Here is a 22,681-nt window from a genome sequence, read left to right on the forward strand (position 1 = left end):
CATGCCATGTTGCCGCATCGCGATCTGTTGGCCAAATGAGGTTGGAGCGGGCGTGAAAAAGCCATCGCAACCCCTGCCTTCCTATCGACCGCAGCCATACGAAGGCTGTTCAGGACCCAGTGATAGCAAGTTCCTCGTGCAATGCGGCGTACAACATATTCCCTCTCGCGTTCAACAAGGATACGAGTTCGGCTTCGGTTGCATGTTCGACTTGCTCTCGACTTCCATATCCGTTTCTCCACAACTCGAGGATTTCGCCGCGCGCTAAGACGATAGGTAATTCAGTCAAGGAGAAGGCTGCGCCGGGTATTCCAAGGTCAAGGCGTTTAAGCAAAGTACTCACCTCATCCGGATCATCAGCTCGACCAAGAACGATCGCAGCTATTCGGAGCACCGAGTCCAACAGGAAGCGGGTACCGTCAGCAAAACCCCTTATGTCGCCATGACGAATGGGCGAAAACGGATTGGTGGTGTAGCCAGTCTCAATATCCGTGATTGTAACGCCTTCGATCCAGTCCGAAACGATGAGCGCACGTTTGCAGCGACCGTAATATTTCACATCGCTTTCCGCACGATGCCATAGGGCACGCGCCACATGTTGGCCAAAGCGTTGCGAAACTTGTTGCTGCCGTTGCGGCTCACCGCGTCTTGTTTGAGGCGTGTAGTCTTCATCGCGTTCGGGCAGTGCTTCCAATAAAACGAGAACCGTCTCTAGCCCTATCGAATCCGGCGGCAATTGGCGTAGCAGCTCAACAGCCTGCATACTGGATTCCAAGCTGAGGGGTGACTCGCCGCAGGCGCGCCCTAGAGGCGTTAGCCTCAGCCTTCCATCGCGCTCATCAATCAACCCATCGTGCTGCATCCTCGTCATCAAATTGAGGAGCCGGGTTGACATGCTGCCGCGCCAGGCGGGATCTCTCAGCGAGGCAACAAATCCTCCATAGGTGTTTGCCACCAGATCGACAACCGCATTGCTTGGAATATCCTTTACCTGCGCCAGAAGTCTAACGACCCACGTGCCCGGGCTTCTTTCGTCGAAGGAAGACTGGATGCGTTCGGGACTTCCCTGAACGTAGCGCCGGAAGAGATTCTCTCGCTCCATGCCGGTGTCGGCGAGAACTATGGCTTTGCCTTCTGTCTCGTAGCCTAGGCGACCTGCACGGCCCGCCATGTTCTTATACTGAGCGACAGTGTAAGGCTGCGGCTCCACTCCGCGAAATTCCGTTTCGGCCACGATGACGGTCGAAGCCGGCGTGTTTACGCCGGCAGCTACGGTGCTTGTCGCCACCAAGACCTGAATCCCACCGTTTGGATCGCGAAAGCCTCTCTCCACGATCATGCGTTCTTCGCGATTAAGATCACCGTTGTGAAAGGCAACGCCGCCGTTGAGCGCGCGGCGAAGGCGTTCGGACATATCCGAACGATCCATTCCCGGCAGCATGTCCGCGATTGCTTGTGCTGGCGGCAAACCCAACTCGGCCGCGAGATATTCCGCGCAACCGGCGGATGGTCCTCTCGCGTTACGAAAGACGATGACCTTTTCGCCCTGACCGGCGAGATGCCGAACCAGCGGTACGAGAACGTCTTGGGAAGATGGCTTATCCCGGCGCTGCCGTATCTCGCAGCGTGCGAACAACTGCGCGACCTCCACCTCACCATTAGGACGCTGCAACTTCCACACGCCGCTCCGATCAATGACACCTTCTGTCAAGGGAACCGGACGCTCGGTCGTAAGGAGAAGTTCGCAATCAAGCCAGCGCTCAAAGTTGTTTGTGTCGCCGATTACCGCACTCAGGGTCGCCAACTGAGGTGCAATCCCCCGCTCGCGTGCACTCAAAAGATTGGTGAGGATTAGCTCCACAACCATCCCACGACCCGGCTCTGTGATAAACTGTCCTTCGTCAATCACCACAAGACCGATTTGGTGAAGGATGTGTGGAGAGGAAACTGACAGAGCCAAAAACTTCTCGTAAGTGAAGAAGGCTATGTCGTACTTACCCCTTAGAACGTCGCCAACCTGATCTTGCCAATCGCCGCTGCATCGGGCGATGCGCAGATTCAAAAGGTCGCCATAGAGCGCAGAGAAATCTTCGAATTTTTCATTGACCAGCGCTTTGTAAGGGAGGAGGAAAACCGCCTTCTTTCCCTCGCCGATTGCTTTCAGTGCTGCCATCTCGCCGACAAACGTTTTGCCGGCACTTGTCGGCGCTACGACGAGAAGAGATTTTCCATCGAGCACGCCATGGCTATTCACAGCGGCGATCTGCAATGAATTCAGACCGGCGGGGAAACGATCGCTCCAAGCGTTCAGCGCATTCTGAGGAATTCCGTAGGCCGAAAGCTCCCCAATTGGACCTGTAACAGTGACCGTGCCTCTTTCTGGATAGAGCGCGCGGTAGCATTCACCGCGCATACCTTTCGGCAGGGTTAGCTCTCCTTCGACATGACCGAACATCACCGGAGTCTGTTCGTAACCGAATCGGGCAGCGTTGGCGCGGACCATTTGCACAACGCGGTCCACCATCGCAACCACGCTCACCGGTCCATCACTCTCCAGTATGCAATCCAAAATCGCCTTCGTAAAAAGACCGTGGCGTGTTTGGGGGTCTTCGAGGGCCTCCTCGTTTGGATTGCATGCAGCGAAAAGAATACGGCCCTGTCCACCAACTTCGGCGAGCGGCATCCCCGCTGCGCGCGGAATGTATCCGACATCCAGAACGCGTGCCGGCGCGCCACCGCTAAAGCAGCAATCTAGCAAAAGCAGGACAGCGCGCGCTCGCGAAGTCCGAAACTTCGCGGCAATCTCCGTCATGTCTATTGTCGTTCCCGGAACGTCGTCAGAGCGCGTATCCGTCAAAACTAATCGGTGGTCTTGCGTGCCGTGGCCGGCAAAAAACAGGATGACGACGTCATCTTCTGATGCACCGTCGAGCACATCGTCAAAGATGGCCGAAACCCTCGCATAAGTCGCGTCGTGGTCAGTGATAAGCGTTGGCTGAAACCGGTCAATAGAATCCGACAGCACCGCGCACAAAGTCGAAGCATCACCCACAGCGCCGCTCAGTTCCCGCGCAAGCGGATCAAGATGTTTGTTGATTCCAATAAACGCTGCGCGGATCATGGTTAGGCTCTGTGCACCGCAATCGATCCGGTGGCGGGGCGTTCGTATTTTTTCAGCGCCACCGGCGGAAAAGTTTCTCTTTGAACGACTTGCTTGTTTCCGATCTTTTCGAACCACACGCACCACACGCCGTCCTCGTCCGTCATGCTCGTCTTGCCTACTTGCTCAACAGTCATTTGAGGACCCTCGGATTTCAGTTAAACAACGTCACCCGCTGCAAATTCAGACATTTTCGTCTCCTTGTTCGTGATTTGTTCAATCATAACATTTTTTTGCGGTAGGCACTCCAGCGACTCGTTCTTTGAACAATTATCAACAGGTGATGCACCAAGTCTTTACGGATTGAGTGAATTCGGTCGCGATGGCGAACTTGCATAGACAGCGGTGCCGCCCATCAAACAAGCGGCAATCATATGCGTCAGCGAGTGCAGTCCACAAATAGGTCTGCAACATAGACGTTTCCGCCGTCCCGTCGAGACGCCACCAAATTAGTCAAACGAACGGAATATCCTCCCGCAAAACCGATCAGCGCTTCGATCGCCGCCAGCCCGCTGTCATGGCCTCCGCTTCTGAACAGAACCATCTTTCGCCTTTGGCTTCGGTGATTTTGGTGACGTTGTAGTACTTCTGTCCAGGCACGTGATAGATGCGCTCGCCGTTGGCTGATATGTTGCCTTTGATATTGCAGCCGGAGTTGCCGTTGCCAATCGCAAAAAGCGGTGCCGGCGGCGCTTGCGCATCGTCGCTATGCTGCGCCCGCTAGTCCCATGGCGGCAGAAGCGTTCCGACCCAAAGATCGGTCTTCGGCCTTCGCTTTGGCCTGTTGTTTTGCATAGGCGCCATCGCTGTATTTTGGACAGTCGAGCGCTTGGCCGTGCTCGAGCATCCAGGCGGCGACGCTCGACCGTCGGCGCGCCTGCAGTCACCAACAAACCGGCCGTAGCGACCAAGTCCCGAGCGTACAGTTGACCGGCCTCGAGGCTGCTAGGAAGCCGTCCAGCGCTTCGGCGGAACGGCGCCCGCATGGATATTCGAATCCCTTGGCGTCGTCGCAGTATTGCCGGCTCTCGGGCGCGTCGATGCCATTGAAGCGGACACGCTGCCCATGGATCTCGATCGTGTCGCCATCGATGATGGAGGCGACACCGGCAATCGGCGCTGGAGCCGGCTTGGTCAGATTCTGTAGGTGACCTCGGGCAATGAGCCGCTGTGTTGCATGAAGAACTGCGCCACCAAAGCCGAAGCCGCGGCTACCGTCACGTAGATCACTCGCAAAGGCATGCCAGCCCACCGGCGCGGGCGATATTGCTTGGCTCCGGCGCGGTTCAGCTTGTCGGACCGATTGTCGTAGCGAGATCGTTCCACCGTCCTGGCCGCTTTCACTCGCACCCGATGCCGTCGCGATCGCGATCTAGTCCGTTAGGATCACCGTTGGTGATTTTCACCCGATGGGGTGCGACCGGATTGTTTCCCTTGCCGCCTGCGCAGTCCAAATCAGCACCGCCAGATGGCACAGCTGCGGCAGTTGCGGCCACGTCTCGATACCTGTTGACGATTGCTGCGGCGCGTACGCCGTCGCCCTCGATATGGGTGTTGTTGCTGTTGGGATTGAATGGATCGACCGTCTGCAAAAGCATGTTGGCGTGGTACGCATCGCCAGCGGCGAGCGTCACCGAATCGAAATTGTTCAAATAGTCGGCTGCGCAGCCCGAGATAAGCACCACGGACAACACGCACGAAAATTCGTGCACACGCATGAATGAATTCCCCAACCCAAGACGGATCATGCGCTATTTGTCTTTTGTTGTCGAATCCAGAAGAGGTTTCGGTCTTCCGTGCAGGCACCTTGTCTCATTGCCGTGTCGTCTCAGCGATGTTGGCTCTGGGGAGGAATACATGCGTGGCGCGCTCGTCTTTGGTTCCGTTCTTTCATGATCCTATCATCGGCTCCCGCCTTGGGCCTGGTGGGACGGCGGCCCCATGCAGATCGCCGCCGTGGCCTACTCAAAGCTGAGCGCACAGGCGAAGGCCAAGGCCGATGCCCCGATCAAACTGAACCCCGACTATCAGAGCTGGGTTGCCGGCGTGCCGGACGACAAGAAGGCGCAGTATGCTTTCGTTCATGCGGCGGTTTGGGCTGATGACATCAAAGACCCTGCCCACGGCTACACCAAGGACGACGACACGCCAACGGGGCAGAACATCGGCTATGCCGACAAGAACATGCATCGCTACTGGCACTTCAAGGACATCAGCTTTTCGACCGACGGGACGCAATTCTCCGACACGCGGTCTCGCAGATGAAACTCTTCGTCGCCGCGCTGCCGGCGTCAGCCGCTACCGACGACGTGCGCTCTCTTCTTTTGGTTTCAGCGCTTTAAGGGCGGCGTCCGTCAGCATCCCAATGGTCTCCTGAAAAAGACCGTACGGTACAATTTCAAGGCTCGGCAGCAGGAAATCCCTTTTTTTCAGTGCCTTAACGGGCAAAAAAGTACCGTCACGAGCCTCATTGGTTGTGACGGTACCCAGAAAAATTCGGGTGGGCAATATGTGGGAGGTCCGTCAAACGGTCCGTCAGAGCTGATCTCTGCGTACCGATTGTCGCTGATTGTCCATGATAGGATTTATTTTTTGTTATCAGAACGTCGCAGATCGGCGTGTTTTCGGCGGCGTTTGAGTGGGCCTGAATCATCCCCATGGAATCGAACCAGCCCTCATCGCGAGCGCCCCACGAGCCGCCGCCAGGATCACGCACGTTCAGCCACGGAAACTGTTGCTTTAAAGCGCCGGGCTCGAGGAACACGGTGTGGGCACCGAAGCTGCGCTGCAAGTCGACCCGTTCGCGCGCCGCTTGCACGCCTTCTGGCGAGCAGCAGTAAAGATATCCGTGTTCCTTGAAGCCGAGATCGGGCGCCGGCACAGGCGTAGAATGGCACCATTCGCTCCTGGAACCTCCGGATAATCTCGATGCCGAACTGGCTGACTTCACGTTGATCGGATTGGAATATTGCTGGCGGATCGCACTGGTGGAAAGCGCCGTCGAAGAGGATTCATAGCTGCTGTCCCGTTCGACGAGGAGGATCGAGGCGTCCTTGCCCAGTGCCTGGCTCAGCCAATACGCCGTCGACGAGCCGACTACCGCGTCACCAACGATCACGATATCATAGGCATTGCGCGAAAGGAGCTGTGTAAGGAGGGATTGCCATCACTGCTCTCCGTTTTCGAGGTTGAAGACGGCAATCAGACCGTCCGGGCTCGCGCCAGCAGGCCGACATCAGGATCCATCCGAAGAAGGCGCTCGAAGGCGCGTGACGCTCTGTCGGTGGCCATGCGTGTCCAGCGTTCGACTTCCTAGCAGCAGTCTGGCCGTCTACTTATCTGGGGTGGCGGTGGATCACCCTGCCCTGGATCAGTTCGCGACCCGCCTTGCCCGTCTACCGTTCGACGCTTAAGCAGGGACGGTACTTTCTTCCACAGATAGCCAGTGACATGACAGTGGCTCAGGAAGAGAAATTCAAGGCCGCTCAGCTCCCGTCATTCGCTTCGAGTATGGAGAGCAGGTCGTGCGTCACGCCAATGGCACGATTTACGGGGTTGCCGCCCAAGAACCGTATCCGTCCTGTGGCGGAAGCTTTGGAACAAGGGAAGTTGGGATCAACACCGAGCGAATGTCTTCAAAGCAACTCCGTTGGTGGTTCGAAGCAGGCGGTGTCGGGCGCGAGGGTGTCCGCCATGCGTCGAGGTGATCTTCAAATGAACCCTCTGCACCGGTCGAGGCGCCCTTCGGGAGTTCCAGGCGGCATTTCTGTTCAATAGCTGAGCTAAGTCTGCGGGCGTTGGAAGCTGTTAAACCTAGATCACCGGAGGCATGCTCCGCGCCATCCTGCTTGATCGCGCCATGATCACGCAGAGGGACTTCCCATTCTATGCTTCGATCGGGAGGAGGATTGAACCTGAATGGATATCCGGCCGACCTTCGCGCTAGTCTAATCGCCGCGTAGAATCTTCGCCTCGAGCGCGGCCGCAACGAATGCCCGCCTTGCAGTTGGCGGATGAGCCTCACCACGCAACACGTGCAGACAGGCATCCATCGCTGCATTCCGCTTCTTGGTCTGAGAACGAAGATCCCGCATCAAAATAGTTGCCGCGTCATTCACCTCAAGCACGATGCGTTCAGAGCTGTTACGGTTGACCTGAACGACGACTGGTCTCTCAAACCTGCTTAAGCCCATCGCCACGCTCCCCTCCACCCGGCGACGACAGGCCGCACTGTTTTCCTCAACCGAAATCCGCCTGAATCACCGCAGCTAATTTTCGGTCCCAGGCGACCCGCTGCCTGGCCGTAAAGTCTCGAGAATGGTCGGTTCACGCTGAATAAAGTAGAGTGGGATAAGCAAGCCGAATGCAGCGACACTAGAAACAGGTATATGGTCATATAGCCCCCCGGCCATTTTCATAAACCATACAGCCATGCAAGTTCGCTAAAAGCAAGCGACCCCGGCGCGCGCACCTGCGTATACACGGCAATGTCATGTCGCCTCGTTCACAGCCGGGCGCGGCATGCTAGCCAGTGCCTACAGCACTCGTGATCTCGGACCGTGCCCATGCGTCGCGGACGCCCGATAACCACGGAAGTGCGGTGCGGCGACATTGAGGCCGAGCCTGCACAACATTCTCGCGGCAGCGCGAATGTAGATTGGCCGGGTGAATTCGCCAAAGTACCTCATGCTCCGTCATCAGCGGAAACTGAGCTCGAACAAAGGCAAGTCCGAACGGCCGCCCATCCTGCAGGATGTGGTGACGGCCAGTCGCCACAACATGATCATCGATGAGTTGGGATTCGGCGCTATCCGCGCGACATTGGACCAGACGGCCCCGGGCTGACATCACTCGATCCGCAAACGTGTCCCCGCACAGAATAAATCCGCCAGCCGCCACTAGGGCATTTCTATCGGACACGCTGAGTGTTGCTGACGTCCCGCCGACGCAACTTTCCGAGCAATCGTAGATCCGAGCGATCGGCGACGACAACATAAATCCTCCGCCCCCCAACGCGGCCGACCGGACGCGCTGCGGCATTGGGGAGTGGTTACATCTAGCGGCATCCCCGAGCGCGAGGTGTCGTTCTCAGTGAACAGTTACGATTTGAAAGCGCGCCGGCTCTAAATGCCGGAGTTCGTGCGATTATCACGAAGCTCAAGGGAATCGGCGCGCTAGGACGACAGGTAACGGGAAAGAGCTGGGACTTCAGAATGTCGGTTTCGTACAAAGCTGAGTTTGGTACGTTTCCCACTCTGACATACTTCTCGCGTCTTTTGTAATCACGCGGCGGGGGCTCGCCGTGCATCGATTCGCATTCCGCTGTCATTGTCGTACCAAGGCGCGTAGTGTCACAAGATCGTCTGCACGTTTTTACGGGCGCGGACGGCAAGGAGATTGGAATGCTCTTGCCCCAAGTGGGATTGAGCCATGACCAATCCAGTGAATGCTTCCTACAAAAACGAATTGCTGCGACGGCTTAACGCGGACGACCTCGCGCGTTTGGAGCCGCATTTTGAGCGATGTGCCCTTGATCTGAGAATGCCGTTGGAGACTGCCGGTTCAAGGATAGAGGCGATTTACTTCCTCGAGGAAGGCATCGGCTCTGTTGTCGCGATGACTTCGGACGGCAAGGATGCCGAAGTTGGCCTCATTGGCTTAGAGGGAATGACTAGTTCCGCGCTGGTGATGGGTGCCGACTATGCCGCGCACGATTGTTACGTGCAATTCGCAGGCAATGCAGTGCGAATCGGAGTTGAGCCATTCAAGACGATTCTGGTGGACAGCCCGACGTTGCGTCTCTTCCTCTTGCGCTATGTCCACTATCTTCACATTCAGGCGAGCTATACGGCCCTTATGAACGCACGGGCGAGTCTTGAAGAGCGCCTGGCGCGGTGGCTGCTGATGTGTGACGACCGAATTCACGACAAACGCATTACGATCACACACGAGTTCTTGTCTGTTATGCTCGGCGTAAGGCGGCCGGGGGTCACCGTTGGGCTCCAAGTGCTCGAGGGCCGTGGCCTCATCCGTTCGCGACGAGGTGAAATCGTCATTCGAGACCGCCATGGCCTCGTTGCCCAAGCAGCTGGCACATATGGGCAACCGGAAGGCGAATATGTTCGGCTGATTGGGGAAATCGCCCGACGGTGACCATGGGGTCTGTCGGGGTCCGCAAGCTCGGTCCTCGCTAGCAGCTAAGCAGAATCTTGCTTCGAGTGCGGTCAGATGGTGTAAGGGATTCCTGGCTTGGACGAGCGTGCGACGGTTTTGCTTTCCCAAGAATGGCTTGCCATAAAGGAGAGCAGCCCTCCATCATGCACGGATTCCCAGTTCCGTTTTTTGCAAGCGCAGGTTGCGATTGGCAGCACGAATCGGGACGCCGACCACTAGGAGAAGGAGAAACCATGCCTTCGTATCTACTCGACGGGCCAACTCATTGGACGCAGAGACGGTCGCCCGTTTCATTCACGCGCTACTCGATGAACTCTCTGGCGGGAAAGCGCCCACGCCCGACTTCGTCGGCGACAGTGCTTGCCAACGCTGGCGCGGTCGCTGTAATCGCAAGTGAAGGTGGCGAGCCGGCCGGCATAATCGTACTGAATGAGTGCACAGCGATCTATGCAGGAGGCAAGTTCGGCCAGATCTCGGAGCTGTATGTTCGACCCGAGATGCGCTCCAAAGGGATTGCCCCTTGTCTGCTCGAGGTCGCCTTGCAGGAAGGCCGCGCTCGTGGTTGGAAGCGACTTGAGGTTGGAGCACCCGCGCAACCAAAATGTAAACGCACGCTCGATTTCTACTTACGGGACGGGTTCGAGGAAGTCGGCCCTCGGCTCCGCCGGACTATTTAGAAAATCTGTCCCAACCTACGCCAAACTACACAGGTGTAATGCAGGGTCACTTCGCCAGAAACGGTCGCGTGGGCGAGTTCGAAGCCGGCATGTGGCAGATCAAGTTCGGCTGCGCATCTTCACCCTTGGACGAGGCGCGCTGCCTCGCGTACCGATATCACTCGCGAGCCACTCCCAGAACTGTTCCTGGCGCCCCTGATTGGTTGGAGTTGAGAAAGGTCAGCCACCGTCTGGTCTGGCCGACGGAGCCGATCCTACCGGGGCGGCTCTAGTGTGAATCGACCGCGCCATGTCCATTCTGAGGGCGTCGGGTGCCGCGGCAGATTGAGCGCACCTGATGAGCTTGGCAGCGACAAACCGCTTGCCGACTACCAGCACTGCGAGTGGGTTTGTTCCCGAATGGACTTCCTCGCGAAGCGCACCTGTGCGCAGGTGCGGTGATGCGGCGACAGCCGTGGTGGGCTGGCCGACCAATTGTAAGTTAAGCGGCAGCAACCCCTGCGTCCTGGTTTTGAGCAAACCACAAGCGAGATACCCCTTCAATCCGAATGCCTCCTCGCCCAAGCAGTTCGCAAGTCTCGCTGCCTGATCAGCCCCCGCGCAGCATGCAGGCGTTGCAACGGATTCTTCAAAGAAATTCACAGGCTCTTAGCCCTCCAAAGCCGCTGGGGATGGTAGGCGAACATAAATTGTCAAAACTTGTCGCACTGCTGAGAATGCCAAATGACGAAGTCAGCAGGAGTGTTCAACTGTTTCAATCGGCGGATGGGCAGATCACAATGGGCACGAACAATCCGCCGCTTTCGCCCGAGGACGTCGAACGCTTCGGGCCTAATCCCCTTACCCGCTTCCGCACCAATCTGGCGTCGGTTGAAGAGCGCATCACGCTTGCTTGCGCACGGGCCGGGCGCGACCGAGCCTCCGTGCGTTTGCTGCCAGTCACCAAGACGGTGCCGGCCCAGATCCTGCGATATGCCTTCGAGGTCGGCATCAGCACCTTCGGCGAAAACAAAATCCAGGAGGCAATGTCAAAGTGCGAGGCGCTTCACGATCTCGCCATCGACTGGAGCATCGTATGTACCGAGGCGGTTGTCGCGGCTGTCGAGATCGGCGGCCGCCAGTTGGCCGTCGCCTGCTTCTGCACCGGCTCGGCTGATGTTGCGGCGCCTATTCAGGCGCGCTTGTTTCCCTTGAGGAATCTCCGGCCGGCTGCTGCCAGCTTCGCTCACGTGCCGTGGTCCCTTGCCTGAGAGCTTGATGAACTTTTGCTCGTTCGCCTGCCCTATTTCGTCTTGACTATCTCCGGCTTACCCCTTAATCCTCCCGTTGTTAGCACTCACTCGTGATGAGTGCTAACAACGAGTCCGGCAAAGCCGGGCTTTGCAGTTTGTCCGGCGTGGGCCGGACGGTGTTTCTCACCGCTCTCACCGAGGAAGAAAAAATGGCAAAGTCGAAGTTCCGCCCGCTTCATGACCGCGTGGTCGTTCGCCGGGTCGAATCCGAATCCAAAACCGCGGGCGGGATCATCATCCCGGACACGGCAAAGGAAAAGCCGCAGGAAGGCGAGATCATTGCCGTCGGTTCCGGCGCCCGCGACGAAGCCGGCAAGCTGGTCCCGCTGGACGTCAAGGCTGGCGACCGCATCCTGTTCGGCAAGTGGTCGGGCACCGAAGTCAAGCTCAATGGCGAAGACCTTCTGATCATGAAGGAATCCGACGTGATGGGCATCATCGGCTGACACGCCGTCGCCTTTCATCACATCCAATCTGAATTTAGGCCGAATTGCCCAGGAGCAAAAAAATGGCTGTGAAGCTCGTCAAATTCTCCCGTGATGCCCGCGAACGCATGCTGCGCGGCGTCAACATCCTCGCCGACGCGGTGAAGGTCACGCTCGGCCCCAAGGGCCGCAACGTCGTCATCGACAAGTCGTTCGGCGCCCCGCGCATCACTAAGGACGGCGTCACCGTCGCCAAGGAAATCGAGCTTGAAGACAAGTTCGAGAACATGGGCGCGCAGATGGTCCGCGAAGTTGCTTCGAAGACCAACGACATCGCCGGCGACGGCACGACGACCGCGACCGTTCTGGCGCAGTCGATCGTCCAGGAAGGCCACAAGGCCGTTGCCGCCGGCATGAACCCGATGGACCTGAAGCGCGGCATCGATCTGGCCGTGACCGAAGTCGTCGCGACGCTGATCAAGAACGCCAAGAAGATCAAGACCTCCGAGGAAGTTGCCCAGGTCGGCACGATCGCCGGTAATGGCGACGAGTCGGTCGGCAAGATGATCGCGGAAGCGATGCAGAAGGTCGGCAACGAAGGCGTCATCACCGTCGAGGAAGCCAAGACCGCCGAGACCGAACTCGAAGTCGTCGAAGGCATGCAGTTCGACCGCGGCTACCTCTCGCCCTACTTCGTCACCAACGCCGACAAGATGGTTGCCGAGCTCGAGGACGTCTACATCCTCCTGCACGAGAAGAAGCTCTCCAACCTCCAGGCCATGCTGCCGGTTCTCGAAGCCGTCGTGCAGACCTCGAAGCCGCTGCTCATCATCTCGGAAGACGTCGAAGGCGAGGCTCTGGCCACGCTGGTCGTCAACAAGCTGCGTGGCGGCCTGAAGATCGCCGCCGTCAAGGCGCCGGGCTTCGGTGATCGCCGCAAGGCCATGCTTGAAGACATCGCCATCCTCACCGGTGGCCAGGTCATCTCGGAAGACCTCGGCATCAAGCTCGAGAACGTCGGCCTTAACATGCTCGGCCGCGCCAAGAAGGTGTCGATCTCCAAGGAGAACACCACCATCGTCGACGGCGCCGGCAAGAAGGCCGAGATCCAGGGCCGCGTTGCCCAGATCAAGCAGCAGATCGAGGAGACCACCTCGGACTACGACAAGGAGAAGCTGCAGGAACGTCTGGCGAAGCTCGCCGGCGGCGTTGCGGTGATCCGCGTCGGCGGTGCGACGGAAGTCGAAGTCAAGGAAAAGAAGGACCGCGTCGATGACGCCCTCAACGCGACCCGCGCGGCCGTCGAAGAAGGCATCGTTGCTGGTGGTGGCGTCGCACTGCTGCGCGCTTCGCTGAGCATCAACGTTGTCGGCGTCAACTCCGACCAGGCCGCTGGCATCAACATCGTTCGTCGTGCGCTGCAGGCTCCGGCCCGCCAGATCGCGGCCAACGCCGGTGCGGAAGCATCGATCGTTGCCGGCAAGATCCTTGAGAACAAGGGCGCGACGTTCGGCTACAACGCCCAGACCGGCGAATATGGCGACATGATCGCCATGGGTATCGTCGATCCGGTCAAGGTCGTGCGCACGGCTCTTCAGGACGCGGCCTCGGTCGCCGGCCTGCTGGTCACCACCGAAGCCATGATCGCGGAGGCTCCGAAGAAGGAGTCGGCTGGCGGCGGCGGCATGCCTGGCGGCATGGGCGGCGGCGGCATGGGCGGCATGGGCGGCATGGGCGGCATGGATTTCTAATCCACGCTACCTGCGCAATACGGAAAGGGCGGCAGCGATGCCGCCCTTTTTTTGCACAACTTCGCGGAACCACAGCTACATCGTCGTACTGGCCGCTTTATACCGCCTATTACCTCATGTCCATTTCCAGCACCCATCTCGTCCTTTGACGCTCTTCTTGATGCAGTCAGCAACAGCTGGTACCGGTCACAACTCTTTCGCGTGCTCCTTTACTGCAAATTCAAGTGATTGGGGCAGAGGGACCCCCGCTGAGAATAGGAAGCCCTGAGCGGTTCTGCAGCCAAGCTTGTGCAGAATTTGTCGGCTGCCTCTGTCTCCACGCCCTCGGCCATGACCTCGATCCCAAGCACAAGCAGCCGGTCGTCTCGAGACCTTGCCAGACCGCGAACGAAGCCTGCTCGCCGCATCACTGCTGTGAAGGGCGGGCCATTGGACGGTCAGCGAATCCTCCTGTGTCATCTAGGACCGGATCGACTCGGCCAGAGGCTTCTGACGACTTTATGCATGCGATTCCCACTTTTGTTAGCATTCGGCGCGAACCCGCCCCCTGCACCAAACCTGCGAAAGGACCTGATTCTCGCCTAAAGCTTGTTGTCATCGACTTGAGCGTTCTCTGCTTCTCATGGAAGATGCTAAATCCGCTCGTGCGTTATTGCCGGCCAGCAAAGGCTGCGGCTCGGCGGTGAGGGTGTCGGGAGGCGGCAGTTCACCTTGAGTCATTGGTGCCGCCGGCGCCTGGATGGTTTCCACGACGCCGCCCCCGCAATCATAGCGGTTGGGACGATCATCGTGCATGCGCTGCGCTGTTGGGGGCATGCTGATGGCGGTGCCGGAAGCACCGGAGACATGTGACATCTCGGTAGCGGGCGTCAGGGCGGCTTCTCTCTCCCTGCTGCACAGAAAATCGTGGAGCGCCTCCACGCAAATGCCGGCGTTCTTCTTGTCTTTTCTAAAGGTCGGGACCACCTTGATATCGGCCTGTTGGTAGTCTGGCCCGCGCTTTTCTAACATGTTTTCGAGCTGCTGCTTTATGTCGGGGCCTTGCAGCAGCGGCCGGCCGGTGTCGCCCGTGGAGCGCTGCTGCAGGTGGAGGCGCCTGCCTATCTCATCCAGATCGGTGTTGAGCCAGATTGACACCGCCTTCTCGCGGATCAGGTCTCGATTGGGCTGCTTGACAAAGCCGCCGCCGCCGGTTGCGATGACCATGGGGCCTTTCTTCAGCTGCTCGGCGAGCTCTCTAGTCTCCAGCTCCCTGAAGTAAGGCTCGCCACTGCGCTCGAATATATCCTTAATATCGCCGTGCCCTTTGATGATAAGCTTATCGATGTCGACAAACTCCACCCCCAGCTCCCTGGCAAGGCGGGGGCCGATGCTCGACTTGCCGCTCGCCGGCATGCCGACGAGCACGACCGGCCTCGTACCGAGGGCCGCGAGGATCTTGCCGGCATGCGGCGAGAGAATGACCGCACTCTGTTGTCTTGCGACGATGGGCGACCTGGAGGTCCCTGCCGCCCTCGACCTGCTTTCTCCTGACGAGCCCCAGTGTAATATGTCCCAGGCACCACGGGGAATGGGGACCAGCTCGCATTCGCTCTGCGCGCGCTGCGCGAGCTCGGCCCGGTAACTGGCCGGCGTATGGAACTCGACCTCGAAGCGATAGTTCTGTGCGGTTGTGAACGCCGTGTGAACGCCGCGTAACCCCTGCGTGTCCATCCTGATGAACCAGTTGGTGGTCTCGACCTCGTTGCAGTCACGCTCCTCGAAGGCCAGTGCCGCCTTCCTGAAGGCGCGCGTAAAAGCCTCGTCCGGGATCTCAAAGACATGGCGCACTGCACTGGTGACCAGTTGGGCCTCCGGCGCCGCGCTCACGCCCTGGCCGGTCAACTCGTTGGCTGTCCAGATCTGCCCACGCGACCGTTGATCAAGATGCGGCACCTTCACCTCGATGCCGTCCTGCCGCAAAAGCTCGGCAACCGCATGCACAGTTTCGGTAATCGCGCTTTCTTGCGCTTCGGCGAGGGCGGCTTCGAGCCTGGCGCGCTCCAGGGCCTGTTCGCTGTTCAGCGCTATCCTGCTGGCGGGGTCGTCGTAGGCCGGAATTGCTAAGGCGCTGGGCAGTATTCGGTTTTCGACGGCGAGTCTGATCGAGGCCTCCATGACCGAGGCCGCCAGCGTGGGGTTGTCCTTCAGATCCGCCAGGCTGCCATCGACGTCGAACCGGCCCTGGTGGAGCTTTGCCGCCTGCGACTTGACATAGGGCGCCGACTTGAAGCCCGGCCTCTGCTCTATGAGCCGCTGCAATTCGGTGGTTTTTTGCATGAACACTCGCGCACCGGTTTCGGACTTGTAGGCGTCCGTGCCGACCTTGATGCCGACGCTCAACAGATTGATCGCGCTTTCATGCAGATCGACCGGGTTGTAGCCGTCGGGCCGCGGATCAATGCGCGCCTGATAGCGGTTGAGCAGGAAGTCGATGCGTTTCCTGGCATCAGCGGTTGCCGGATAGGATTCGCTGAGTTTCGGGAAGAGCGCGGCGGCCTCGGCGCTGACGGCAGGCTTCGCGCCGGTTGAGGCCACGGATCGCGCAAACTTCTGCTTGACGTCCGAATGCTCATGAGCCGGCTCGCTATTGAGCTGCAGGTTCCAGTCCTGGAGCTCGGCCACTAGCAACGCGGCCAGTTCGCAGGCCACCGGATGCCGGGCGGCCTTGCTGTCTTCCCCCGCCCTGGCGATCAGCTCATGGAGGGTCTGGCCATTCGGCCGATCTTCCTGCAACAATGCACGGATGTCGGCCTTGAGCTCTTGATGAATGCCCTCGTAGGTGCCGAAGATGGCACGCTCAGCAAACCAGCGTTGCGCCTCCAGCGGCTGCGCCAGCACGTTGCGCTGCAGGCAGCTGTAGGTCTCCAGCACCAGCCCGGTGGCCGACAGGATCTGCTTGGACCGGCTGAACTGGTAGCCGCCTTTCTCAATGGCCGGCGTGTGCGACTTCGGCGGCTTCATCGAGGCGATGCCGCGCGCCTGCAGCTGCGCGTCGAACTGGCGCACATGCTCGTAAAGGCGAGGCTGGTCGCCGATGATGATGACGGCGTCGCCATCAAAATCGCCGTCGAGCATTTTTTGTTGGGCGGTCGGAACCGCAACCAAAGAGCCGGGCGCGAACACCTCCGTCGCCTGCAGGATGCCGACGCACTCGAGCGCGGTGTCGGTCTTGACCCGGTCCTTTTCCTCCAGCCAGCGCGAATGGCACTTTACGTCCTCGGCAGACATCACAATCCCGCGGTCGGCGAAGTCCGCCGGCCACATTTCGTCGGGCACAACGATCAAGACGCCTTTGGCAAAGAAGGTCGGATCGTCGGCGGCAAGCCTAGCCCCCGACCTGTGCGCGACGTTGAAGCTGTATTGGAAGGCCACGCACCGATCCAGGAACGCCGCGGTGCGGTCGCCATCGCGCGCCGACCTGACCCGCTCGGCGGCGAACGGGCGCAGGTTGGGCTTGTCATAGGGGGAGCGTCCGACAAGTACGCCAGCGTCACGGGTCAAGGTCTTGCTCTTGCCCGTCGGCACATACAGGCATTCGTCACTGGACGGCACGGCGATAGCGCTCGAACCCTCGATATGCCCGCCCGTGACCGTCCGAAACAGCTCCTCGGTGGTGAGGCTTTGATGGGTTTCGAGCCATGCCAGAGCCTTCTCGCGGGTCTCCTGTGCCACCTCGACGCTGCGCGGATAATGTTGCAGCGCCGTGGGCGGTACCGCCGATTGCCTTTTATCGGCAAAGGCAGGCATCCGCTCGGGAGCGTCGTGGCGAGCCCGGGCAACGGACGGCATGCGCTCGGCCAGCGACGCCCTGATGAAGCCGCAGCCGTCATGCGGCCGCAAGGCGATCTCGCCGTCTCGCCCCTCGAACCGGAAGGGATGCACCGCGCCTGCGGGGCGGTCGGGCAGAAGGGACAGCTTGAAGCACCCTTCCAGCGCATAATCATGCGGGCCAACGTCGGGGACGCCCGGCGGCGCGGCAAATCCGCGGCGCTGGGTATAGTAATAGGCTTCCTTGAACGGCGCCCAGGCCCGCGACAGCTGCTCAAAGGCCGTACCCGGAGCCGTCTCGGCATAGGGGATCGCCAAAAGCTTGCCGCTTGGGGCCTCTGCGGCCGTGAAGGGCAGGTCAGAGGCAAGCTGGTTAAGGCTCCTTTGCGGCGGCTTCAGTTTGCTGCCGCCGAACAGGTCCATGCGGTAGGGCACGCCCTCCACGGCCACCGTGCGTGTCAACATGGCGCCAGTCGGAGTTCCCTTTAGCTGCACCGCCACCACCTTCACCGCGCCCGAGGTCAAGCGATGGAAAATGGAATAGCGCAACTCGGCTTCGCTGGGCAGCGGCTGGCCTTGCATGTCGACCACCGGCAGCCGCATTAGTCCGGCATCGCCTTGCGGCGGTCTCGGGTCTTGATCCATGGCCTGAAGCACCCGATGAACATCGAAGCTGGCGGCTGCATGCTGGGCCTGGATCATCGATGCGTTCTGCGCCATGAAGGTGTCGAGCGCTTCGAGCGGTTCCTTCGCCTCGATATGGGCGATCACGTTCCAGCTCTTGTAGGAAAGGTCGGCGTCGATGAGGGTGCGGGCGCTCTTCAGTATCTGCCTAGTCTTGCCATGCAGCTCTTCCTGCCTGGCCCGCAATGCGAGCTCGTCGCCGTCGACATAGGGCCGCCGGTAGAGCGTCTCCAGCACCGCCCGGGTCTTGAGCACCTGATGGATCGAAAGCGCCGGGCTGCGGCTTGCATTGGCGCCGCTGGTACGCTCGGCCTGGCCTGCTTTGAGATAGGCATCGATCTTGTGTTCCACCACGGGCTGGATGGCGTTGAGCAGGTTCAGCGCCGACTTGCGGTGCCAGCGCAACGCCGGCTTCGGGCTGCGAGCTAGTGGCAGCAGGGAGCTGCAAAGATTGCCCATCGTCTCGAGGTTGTTGTCGAGCTTAAACCCGGGAGCGGCACGTAACACCTCGAGCCTGTCCAGCCCCGGCTGTGCCAGCATACCGAGATCATCCATCAACTGCGCCTTGCCCAACGCCTTGAATATACTCGCGACGGCATGGACATCGGCCTGCTGGAGCCGATCCTCGGCATATTGCAGGTAGTGCGCCAGCTGATGCAGCCGGTCCTTCAGCAAGGCCGGTTCGGCGACCTCGCCGGCGGTCTCTCCCGCCTCGATACCCCGCGACAGGCCATTGGCGATCCTGACTAGTGCAGGCGTGCCGAAAGCACTGAAGCGACGGCCCTTGGAACCGAGCTCGCTGGCGATGGCAACGATCGCCTTGCGTGCTTTTTCTTCTTCCGGCCACTTGCCGAAACCGTTCACCAGATTGGCCAATTCTTGGCCCGAGAATCCGTCGAAATTGCCGTCGCGGGCAACCACCGCGCCGGCGATGGCAAGCGTCGCTTCGCGCGTCTCCTGCTGGTCCGGCCATCTGCTGAAGCCGTTCACCAGATTGGCCAACTCTGAATCCGAGAATCCGTCGAGATTGCCATCGCGGGCAACCACCGCGCCGGCGATGGCAAGCGTCGCTTCGCGCGTCTCCTGCTGGTCCGGCCATCTGCTGAAGCCGTTCACCAAATTGGCCAACTCTGAATCCGAAAATCCGTCGAGATTGCCGTCGCGGGCAACCACCACGCCGGCGCTGGCAAGCGTCTCTTCGCGCGTCTTCTGCTGGTCCGACATTGCGTCGGAGACGCGGTGCGGGCCTTCTTCGCTATCAGGACGCCCTGCTTGTCCGACTAACTCTCCGGTGCTGCCCATATTCCCTCTCCGATCCAGCAAAACGCATCGCCTAAGCCTGTCAACAACAGGGCGTCATTGGTTGAGTGCGGTCACGCGAACCTGCAACGGCATGCTTGAAAGCTGCGGCATTCACGCGGCGGCAACTGCCTCGACAACGCCCCAGTGAAAAGCTTCCTCACCACTCGTTCTTCCGACATAAAGCGGAAGCACAAAGGGCTGAGCGCTGTACAAAATGCCAGTAAATCACTATGACCCCACGGGGTGGATCTACGGTTCCTTCATTTGAGCGATCTCGATCAGGCAGCGTTCGAAATCCAGTTCAAAAGAGCTGTCTTCGGTTTGGCGCCGACCGAGAAATCGGCCACTTCGCCGCCCTTGAAGATCGCAAGCGTCGGAATGGAGCGCACGCCCAATTGGGCGGCGAGTTCCGGGTTTTCATCGATGTTAAGCTTGGCGACCTTGATCTTGCCTTCCATCTCGACGGAGATTTCCTCGAGGCTCGGAGCAATCATCTTGCAGGGATCGCACCATTCGGCCCAGAAATCGACGACGACGGGTGCTGCGGATTCCAGAACTTCCGACTGGAAGTTATCGATATCGACTTTCACGGTAGCCATGGCTGCTCCTTTGACCGAAGAAGATGTTAAATCAAATGTGACGGTTTCCGGCTTAGCCGAACGCTGTTTCCACTTTGACTGAGCCCGAGTGAGATGATGTAAGTTTTGCGAGCGGCAAATGGACCTTCGTTCAACATCGAATGCGCCGATTGGAGCGTGTCCTGCAATGAAGATCCAAAGTTCTGAAGCGTCAACGTCGAAACGGGTTACATTCGTAATGTGGATAGATCGGACATGCTGGACCGGCTCGCAAGCATGGGATCTCCGAAGCGACGATCTACAATTGGAAGCCAAATTCGGCGGCATGGAAAGCGACGCACATCCCAAAGGCCGCGCAAATTGCGCATCACGCCGCGTTGCTCAGCGAGCGGCAAGGCCTGGCAGATAGTCTGCCCCTGTCGCCGGACGGCATCGCGCACGATAACCATGACTGACAGCGCAACCCGACGGTGCGACCAGATGATCTGCGAGGGGAAACGCCACGCCGGCTTGGCTTGCCAATACTTCAATGCCAACCCACGGCATAGAGTGGTCCGCTAAGCTTGGCGCCATTGTCATTGGCGAAGCCGTCGGCGAGCACCACGATTTGGTCGAGGACCGGCCGCGATAGCCCGCTCTATCGGAGTGGAACGCAGGGCAGCGGCGTTGCGACAAAAAAAGCTCGCGGCCTGCGGCCCGCGCCCGTCATCCCGTTCTGCCAAGCGAAATGTCGTCGAGATCCTCTTCGATCACCCCAGCCGCGTATAGCTGATCGAGCAGGTCGGCGACGGCAAGGACCTCGCTGCATCCGTGACCCCCATAATCAGCTCCGAGGCTGTACAGTTCCCGCTCGCGATTAGATGACCAATGGGAATCGGAACCACCCCGTCGAGCACTCGATGCTCAAGGTTCCGTGAGCGGAGATGGAAGCAGTGGTCCCCCGCCTCGTGTTGCAGGTCTCCGCGGAAGCGAATTGGCCGGTTGGGAGGCGGGTTTTCGAGCATATTCTCGTCGACGATGCTATCGAGACCCTCCCGGAACTCGTCGGGCGTGCTGAAGACACGTTGAGACATTATTCGGTACCCGAGAGGCCAGCGTTCGTTACCCGGTACCGGCGTCACCAGTTGTAAACGTCCCTGCCGCATATTTACCAGAAGGCCAGAAACACAGGCGATAGTGGGACAGCCCTCCGGCACGGCGATTGCGGCATCTTTGCCGGACGCCCTTCTCCGCGCGTGGGCGCCCGGTGAAAGCCTTTGCGATCGGCCCTCCCCCTGCAGGATGAATTCGACCCCATCAGGTCCTCGGGCGAAAACGCCGCGTGTATCTGATTAAGGTGGTCCGTGCTTAGCACCGAGAAACGATTGGTCACGCGACCGTGGCGTTCAAACAGTTCGAGCACGCGGTTGGCAGTTCGCCCGTGATTGATGGTAGTCGAACAGAAAACGGTCATACTCCGAGTTGTCGATCGGGTCTGTGGCCCAGCAACAGAATCCAGCGCGGCACGCGACATGGGCCGAATTGCTGCCGATCACCATCACCATCGCAACGCGAGTTGGCGATCAGGTTGATCGTCAGGGAAAGTACGGCTCGAGTGAGGCGTTAGGCACTTCGACATCCCAGGTAAGAGCCGTCCATTGCCGAATTTGGTCTACGTGTCCGCGTCCAGGTGACCAACAGCCTCACTTTAATGGCTGCGATGAGGGGCGAAGCAGTCGTTCAGAATGTTGTCCGCAGGGGACACTCTGTCCAAGTTGCAACATCGCATGGCAAATACATGTGACCTGATTGTCGATGGATAGGTGATAAGTCGCTGCGATGCTCGACTGCATCTAAGGTCCGGTGGCGTCGGACCGAAAGGCAATGTTCGGGAACCGAACCAATCCACAGAAATATTTTGTTGGTATTTATGTTGGTCAGCGCTGCTGCTGCTTCATAGCTAGGCGATTGAGAAACCAAGTGCTATTTTCTCTGCTTGGATTCCGCCTCTGGGCACCATTGCCTGTTTTGGCAGTATTTATCCATATTTTTCATATACTTGTAATACCAATTCGATTCCCATTTCGGCCTTCCCAGCACTTGAAAAAGTGCCGTCACTCTTCTCACCGAAGCGTCATCAGATATCCGCAACACTTTCCTGGACGGGCCCCGGAGTCACAAACTCAGACACGAGTTTCATAAATGCCTTGATCGGGCGAAGCTCTTGTCGCCCCTTCAGACAGGCCGCGAATGACTCCGTGAACGGCTTGTGATCGGCAATCCGCAGCGGCCTCAGGCGCTCATCCGGTTGAAATTCCGTCTTCGAGACGATACCCGCGCCCAGCCCGGCGGCAACGGCTTCACGCACGGCGGCAGCTGCAAACGCATGGGCTGACGTCGCCGCGAACGCGACGCCAGCCGTTGCGTAATGGCGGAGATCGAAGCGTCGGATCGGGCCGGTCGCGCAACCAGTTGCCGGGAAAACCTTCGAAAAGTCGTGGCGACTATTGTGACCTCCGGCAAAGCGGTGATGCACCAAGGCGTTGCCGAAGATTAAGGCGCCGGCCGCACCGGCCGCCTGCAAAATCCGCGGCATGAGCCGCACCCGTCCAAGCGCCTTCGAATGGCGCCTGTGCCAGGACACCGGGAAAGGAGCGTCCTGGTGAACGACTATGAGAACAGCGTTTTGGAAGCGGGCTGGCTTTTGGCCGTGCCGTTGTCACCGATGCATGTCGCCCAGAAGCGCGCAGCGGTTCTGGGACAACAACATGCATAAAAACAAAGATTTAAAGCGTGTCGCCTGAATCCGTTTCAGCGCGACACGCTTTAGCAATTGCGGTGCTGGTGGC

The 22,681-nt window shown here is 59.2% G+C and carries 14 protein-coding genes and 1 pseudogene; 6 read left to right on the forward strand and 9 right to left on the reverse strand.

Features of this window, described 5'->3' with window-relative positions; genetic code table 11:
- Positions 1-109: 109 nt before the first annotated feature.
- From MESOP_RS31855 to MESOP_RS31865, 4 genes are all read right to left on the reverse strand, one after another.
- Complete coding sequence (locus MESOP_RS31855) at positions 110-3,121, reverse strand: DEAD/DEAH box helicase (RefSeq protein WP_013533561.1); 3,012 nt, start codon at positions 3,119-3,121, stop codon at positions 110-112.
- 2 nt (positions 3,122-3,123) lie between these two features.
- Positions 3,124-3,318 (reverse strand): DUF2158 domain-containing protein, encoded by a 195-nt coding sequence (locus tag MESOP_RS34525; protein WP_276325708.1) that lies wholly within the window; start codon positions 3,316-3,318, stop codon positions 3,124-3,126.
- Between the two features lie 328 nt (positions 3,319-3,646).
- Positions 3,647-3,829, reverse strand: coding sequence for a sunset domain-containing protein (locus MESOP_RS36920; protein WP_476738568.1), 183 nt, complete (start codon positions 3,827-3,829; stop codon positions 3,647-3,649).
- A gap of 671 nt (positions 3,830-4,500) precedes the next feature.
- Positions 4,501-4,878 (reverse strand): calcium-binding protein, encoded by a 378-nt coding sequence (locus MESOP_RS31865; protein WP_013533563.1) that lies wholly within the window; start codon positions 4,876-4,878, stop codon positions 4,501-4,503.
- A 223-nt stretch (positions 4,879-5,101) separates the two neighbouring features.
- Between MESOP_RS31865 and MESOP_RS33135 the strand changes: the two genes are divergently transcribed.
- Entirely contained in the window at positions 5,102-5,425 is a 324-nt protein-coding gene (locus MESOP_RS33135; protein ID WP_013897122.1) for a phospholipase C/P1 nuclease family protein, read from the forward strand.
- Positions 5,426-5,627: 202 nt separating this feature from the next.
- On the opposite strand, the gene MESOP_RS34535 is transcribed toward MESOP_RS33135, so the two are convergent.
- Complete coding sequence (locus tag MESOP_RS34535) at positions 5,628-6,278, reverse strand: FAD-dependent oxidoreductase (protein ID WP_157163676.1); 651 nt, start codon at positions 6,276-6,278, stop codon at positions 5,628-5,630.
- A gap of 829 nt (positions 6,279-7,107) precedes the next feature.
- Complete coding sequence (locus MESOP_RS31880) at positions 7,108-7,353, reverse strand: DUF982 domain-containing protein (RefSeq protein WP_041163934.1); 246 nt, start codon at positions 7,351-7,353, stop codon at positions 7,108-7,110.
- Positions 7,354-8,590: 1,237 nt separating this feature from the next.
- Here MESOP_RS31880 and MESOP_RS31885 point away from each other — a divergent pair.
- From MESOP_RS31885 to groL, 5 genes and pseudogenes are all read left to right on the forward strand, one after another.
- Positions 8,591-9,313 carry a Crp/Fnr family transcriptional regulator gene (locus MESOP_RS31885; protein ID WP_013533564.1) on the forward strand — a complete coding sequence of 241 codons (723 nt, stop codon included), beginning with the start codon at positions 8,591-8,593 and terminating at the stop codon, positions 9,311-9,313.
- A 329-nt stretch (positions 9,314-9,642) separates the two neighbouring features.
- Complete coding sequence (locus tag MESOP_RS31890) at positions 9,643-10,011, forward strand: GNAT family N-acetyltransferase (protein ID WP_245262926.1); 369 nt, start codon at positions 9,643-9,645, stop codon at positions 10,009-10,011.
- Positions 10,012-11,084: 1,073 nt separating this feature from the next.
- Positions 11,085-11,261: pseudogene (locus tag MESOP_RS36495) on the forward strand (alanine racemase); the annotation flags it as partial.
- Between the two features lie 191 nt (positions 11,262-11,452).
- The gene (groES, locus tag MESOP_RS31905; protein WP_013533567.1) at positions 11,453-11,749 is read left to right on the forward strand and encodes a co-chaperone GroES; all 297 of its coding nucleotides are present in this window, start codon (positions 11,453-11,455) and stop codon (positions 11,747-11,749) included.
- A gap of 62 nt (positions 11,750-11,811) precedes the next feature.
- The gene (groL, locus tag MESOP_RS31910) at positions 11,812-13,479 is read left to right on the forward strand and encodes a chaperonin GroEL (RefSeq protein ID WP_013533568.1); all 1,668 of its coding nucleotides are present in this window, start codon (positions 11,812-11,814) and stop codon (positions 13,477-13,479) included.
- A 594-nt stretch (positions 13,480-14,073) separates the two neighbouring features.
- Here the strand turns inward: groL and MESOP_RS31920 are convergent.
- From MESOP_RS31920 to MESOP_RS31935, 3 genes are all read right to left on the reverse strand, one after another.
- Entirely contained in the window at positions 14,074-19,275 is a 5,202-nt protein-coding gene (locus MESOP_RS31920; protein WP_013533569.1) for a shikimate kinase, read from the reverse strand.
- Positions 19,276-19,553: 278 nt separating this feature from the next.
- Positions 19,554-19,874 (reverse strand): thioredoxin, encoded by a 321-nt coding sequence (gene trxA, locus MESOP_RS31925; protein ID WP_013533570.1) that lies wholly within the window; start codon positions 19,872-19,874, stop codon positions 19,554-19,556.
- 2,095 nt (positions 19,875-21,969) lie between these two features.
- Positions 21,970-22,428, reverse strand: a complete 459-nt coding sequence (locus MESOP_RS31935) for a LysR family transcriptional regulator (protein WP_013897124.1) — start codon at positions 22,426-22,428, stop codon at positions 21,970-21,972.
- Positions 22,429-22,681 lie beyond the last annotated feature (253 nt).

The organism is Mesorhizobium opportunistum WSM2075, assembly GCF_000176035.2.
Taxonomy (GTDB): domain Bacteria; phylum Pseudomonadota; class Alphaproteobacteria; order Rhizobiales; family Rhizobiaceae; genus Mesorhizobium; species Mesorhizobium opportunistum.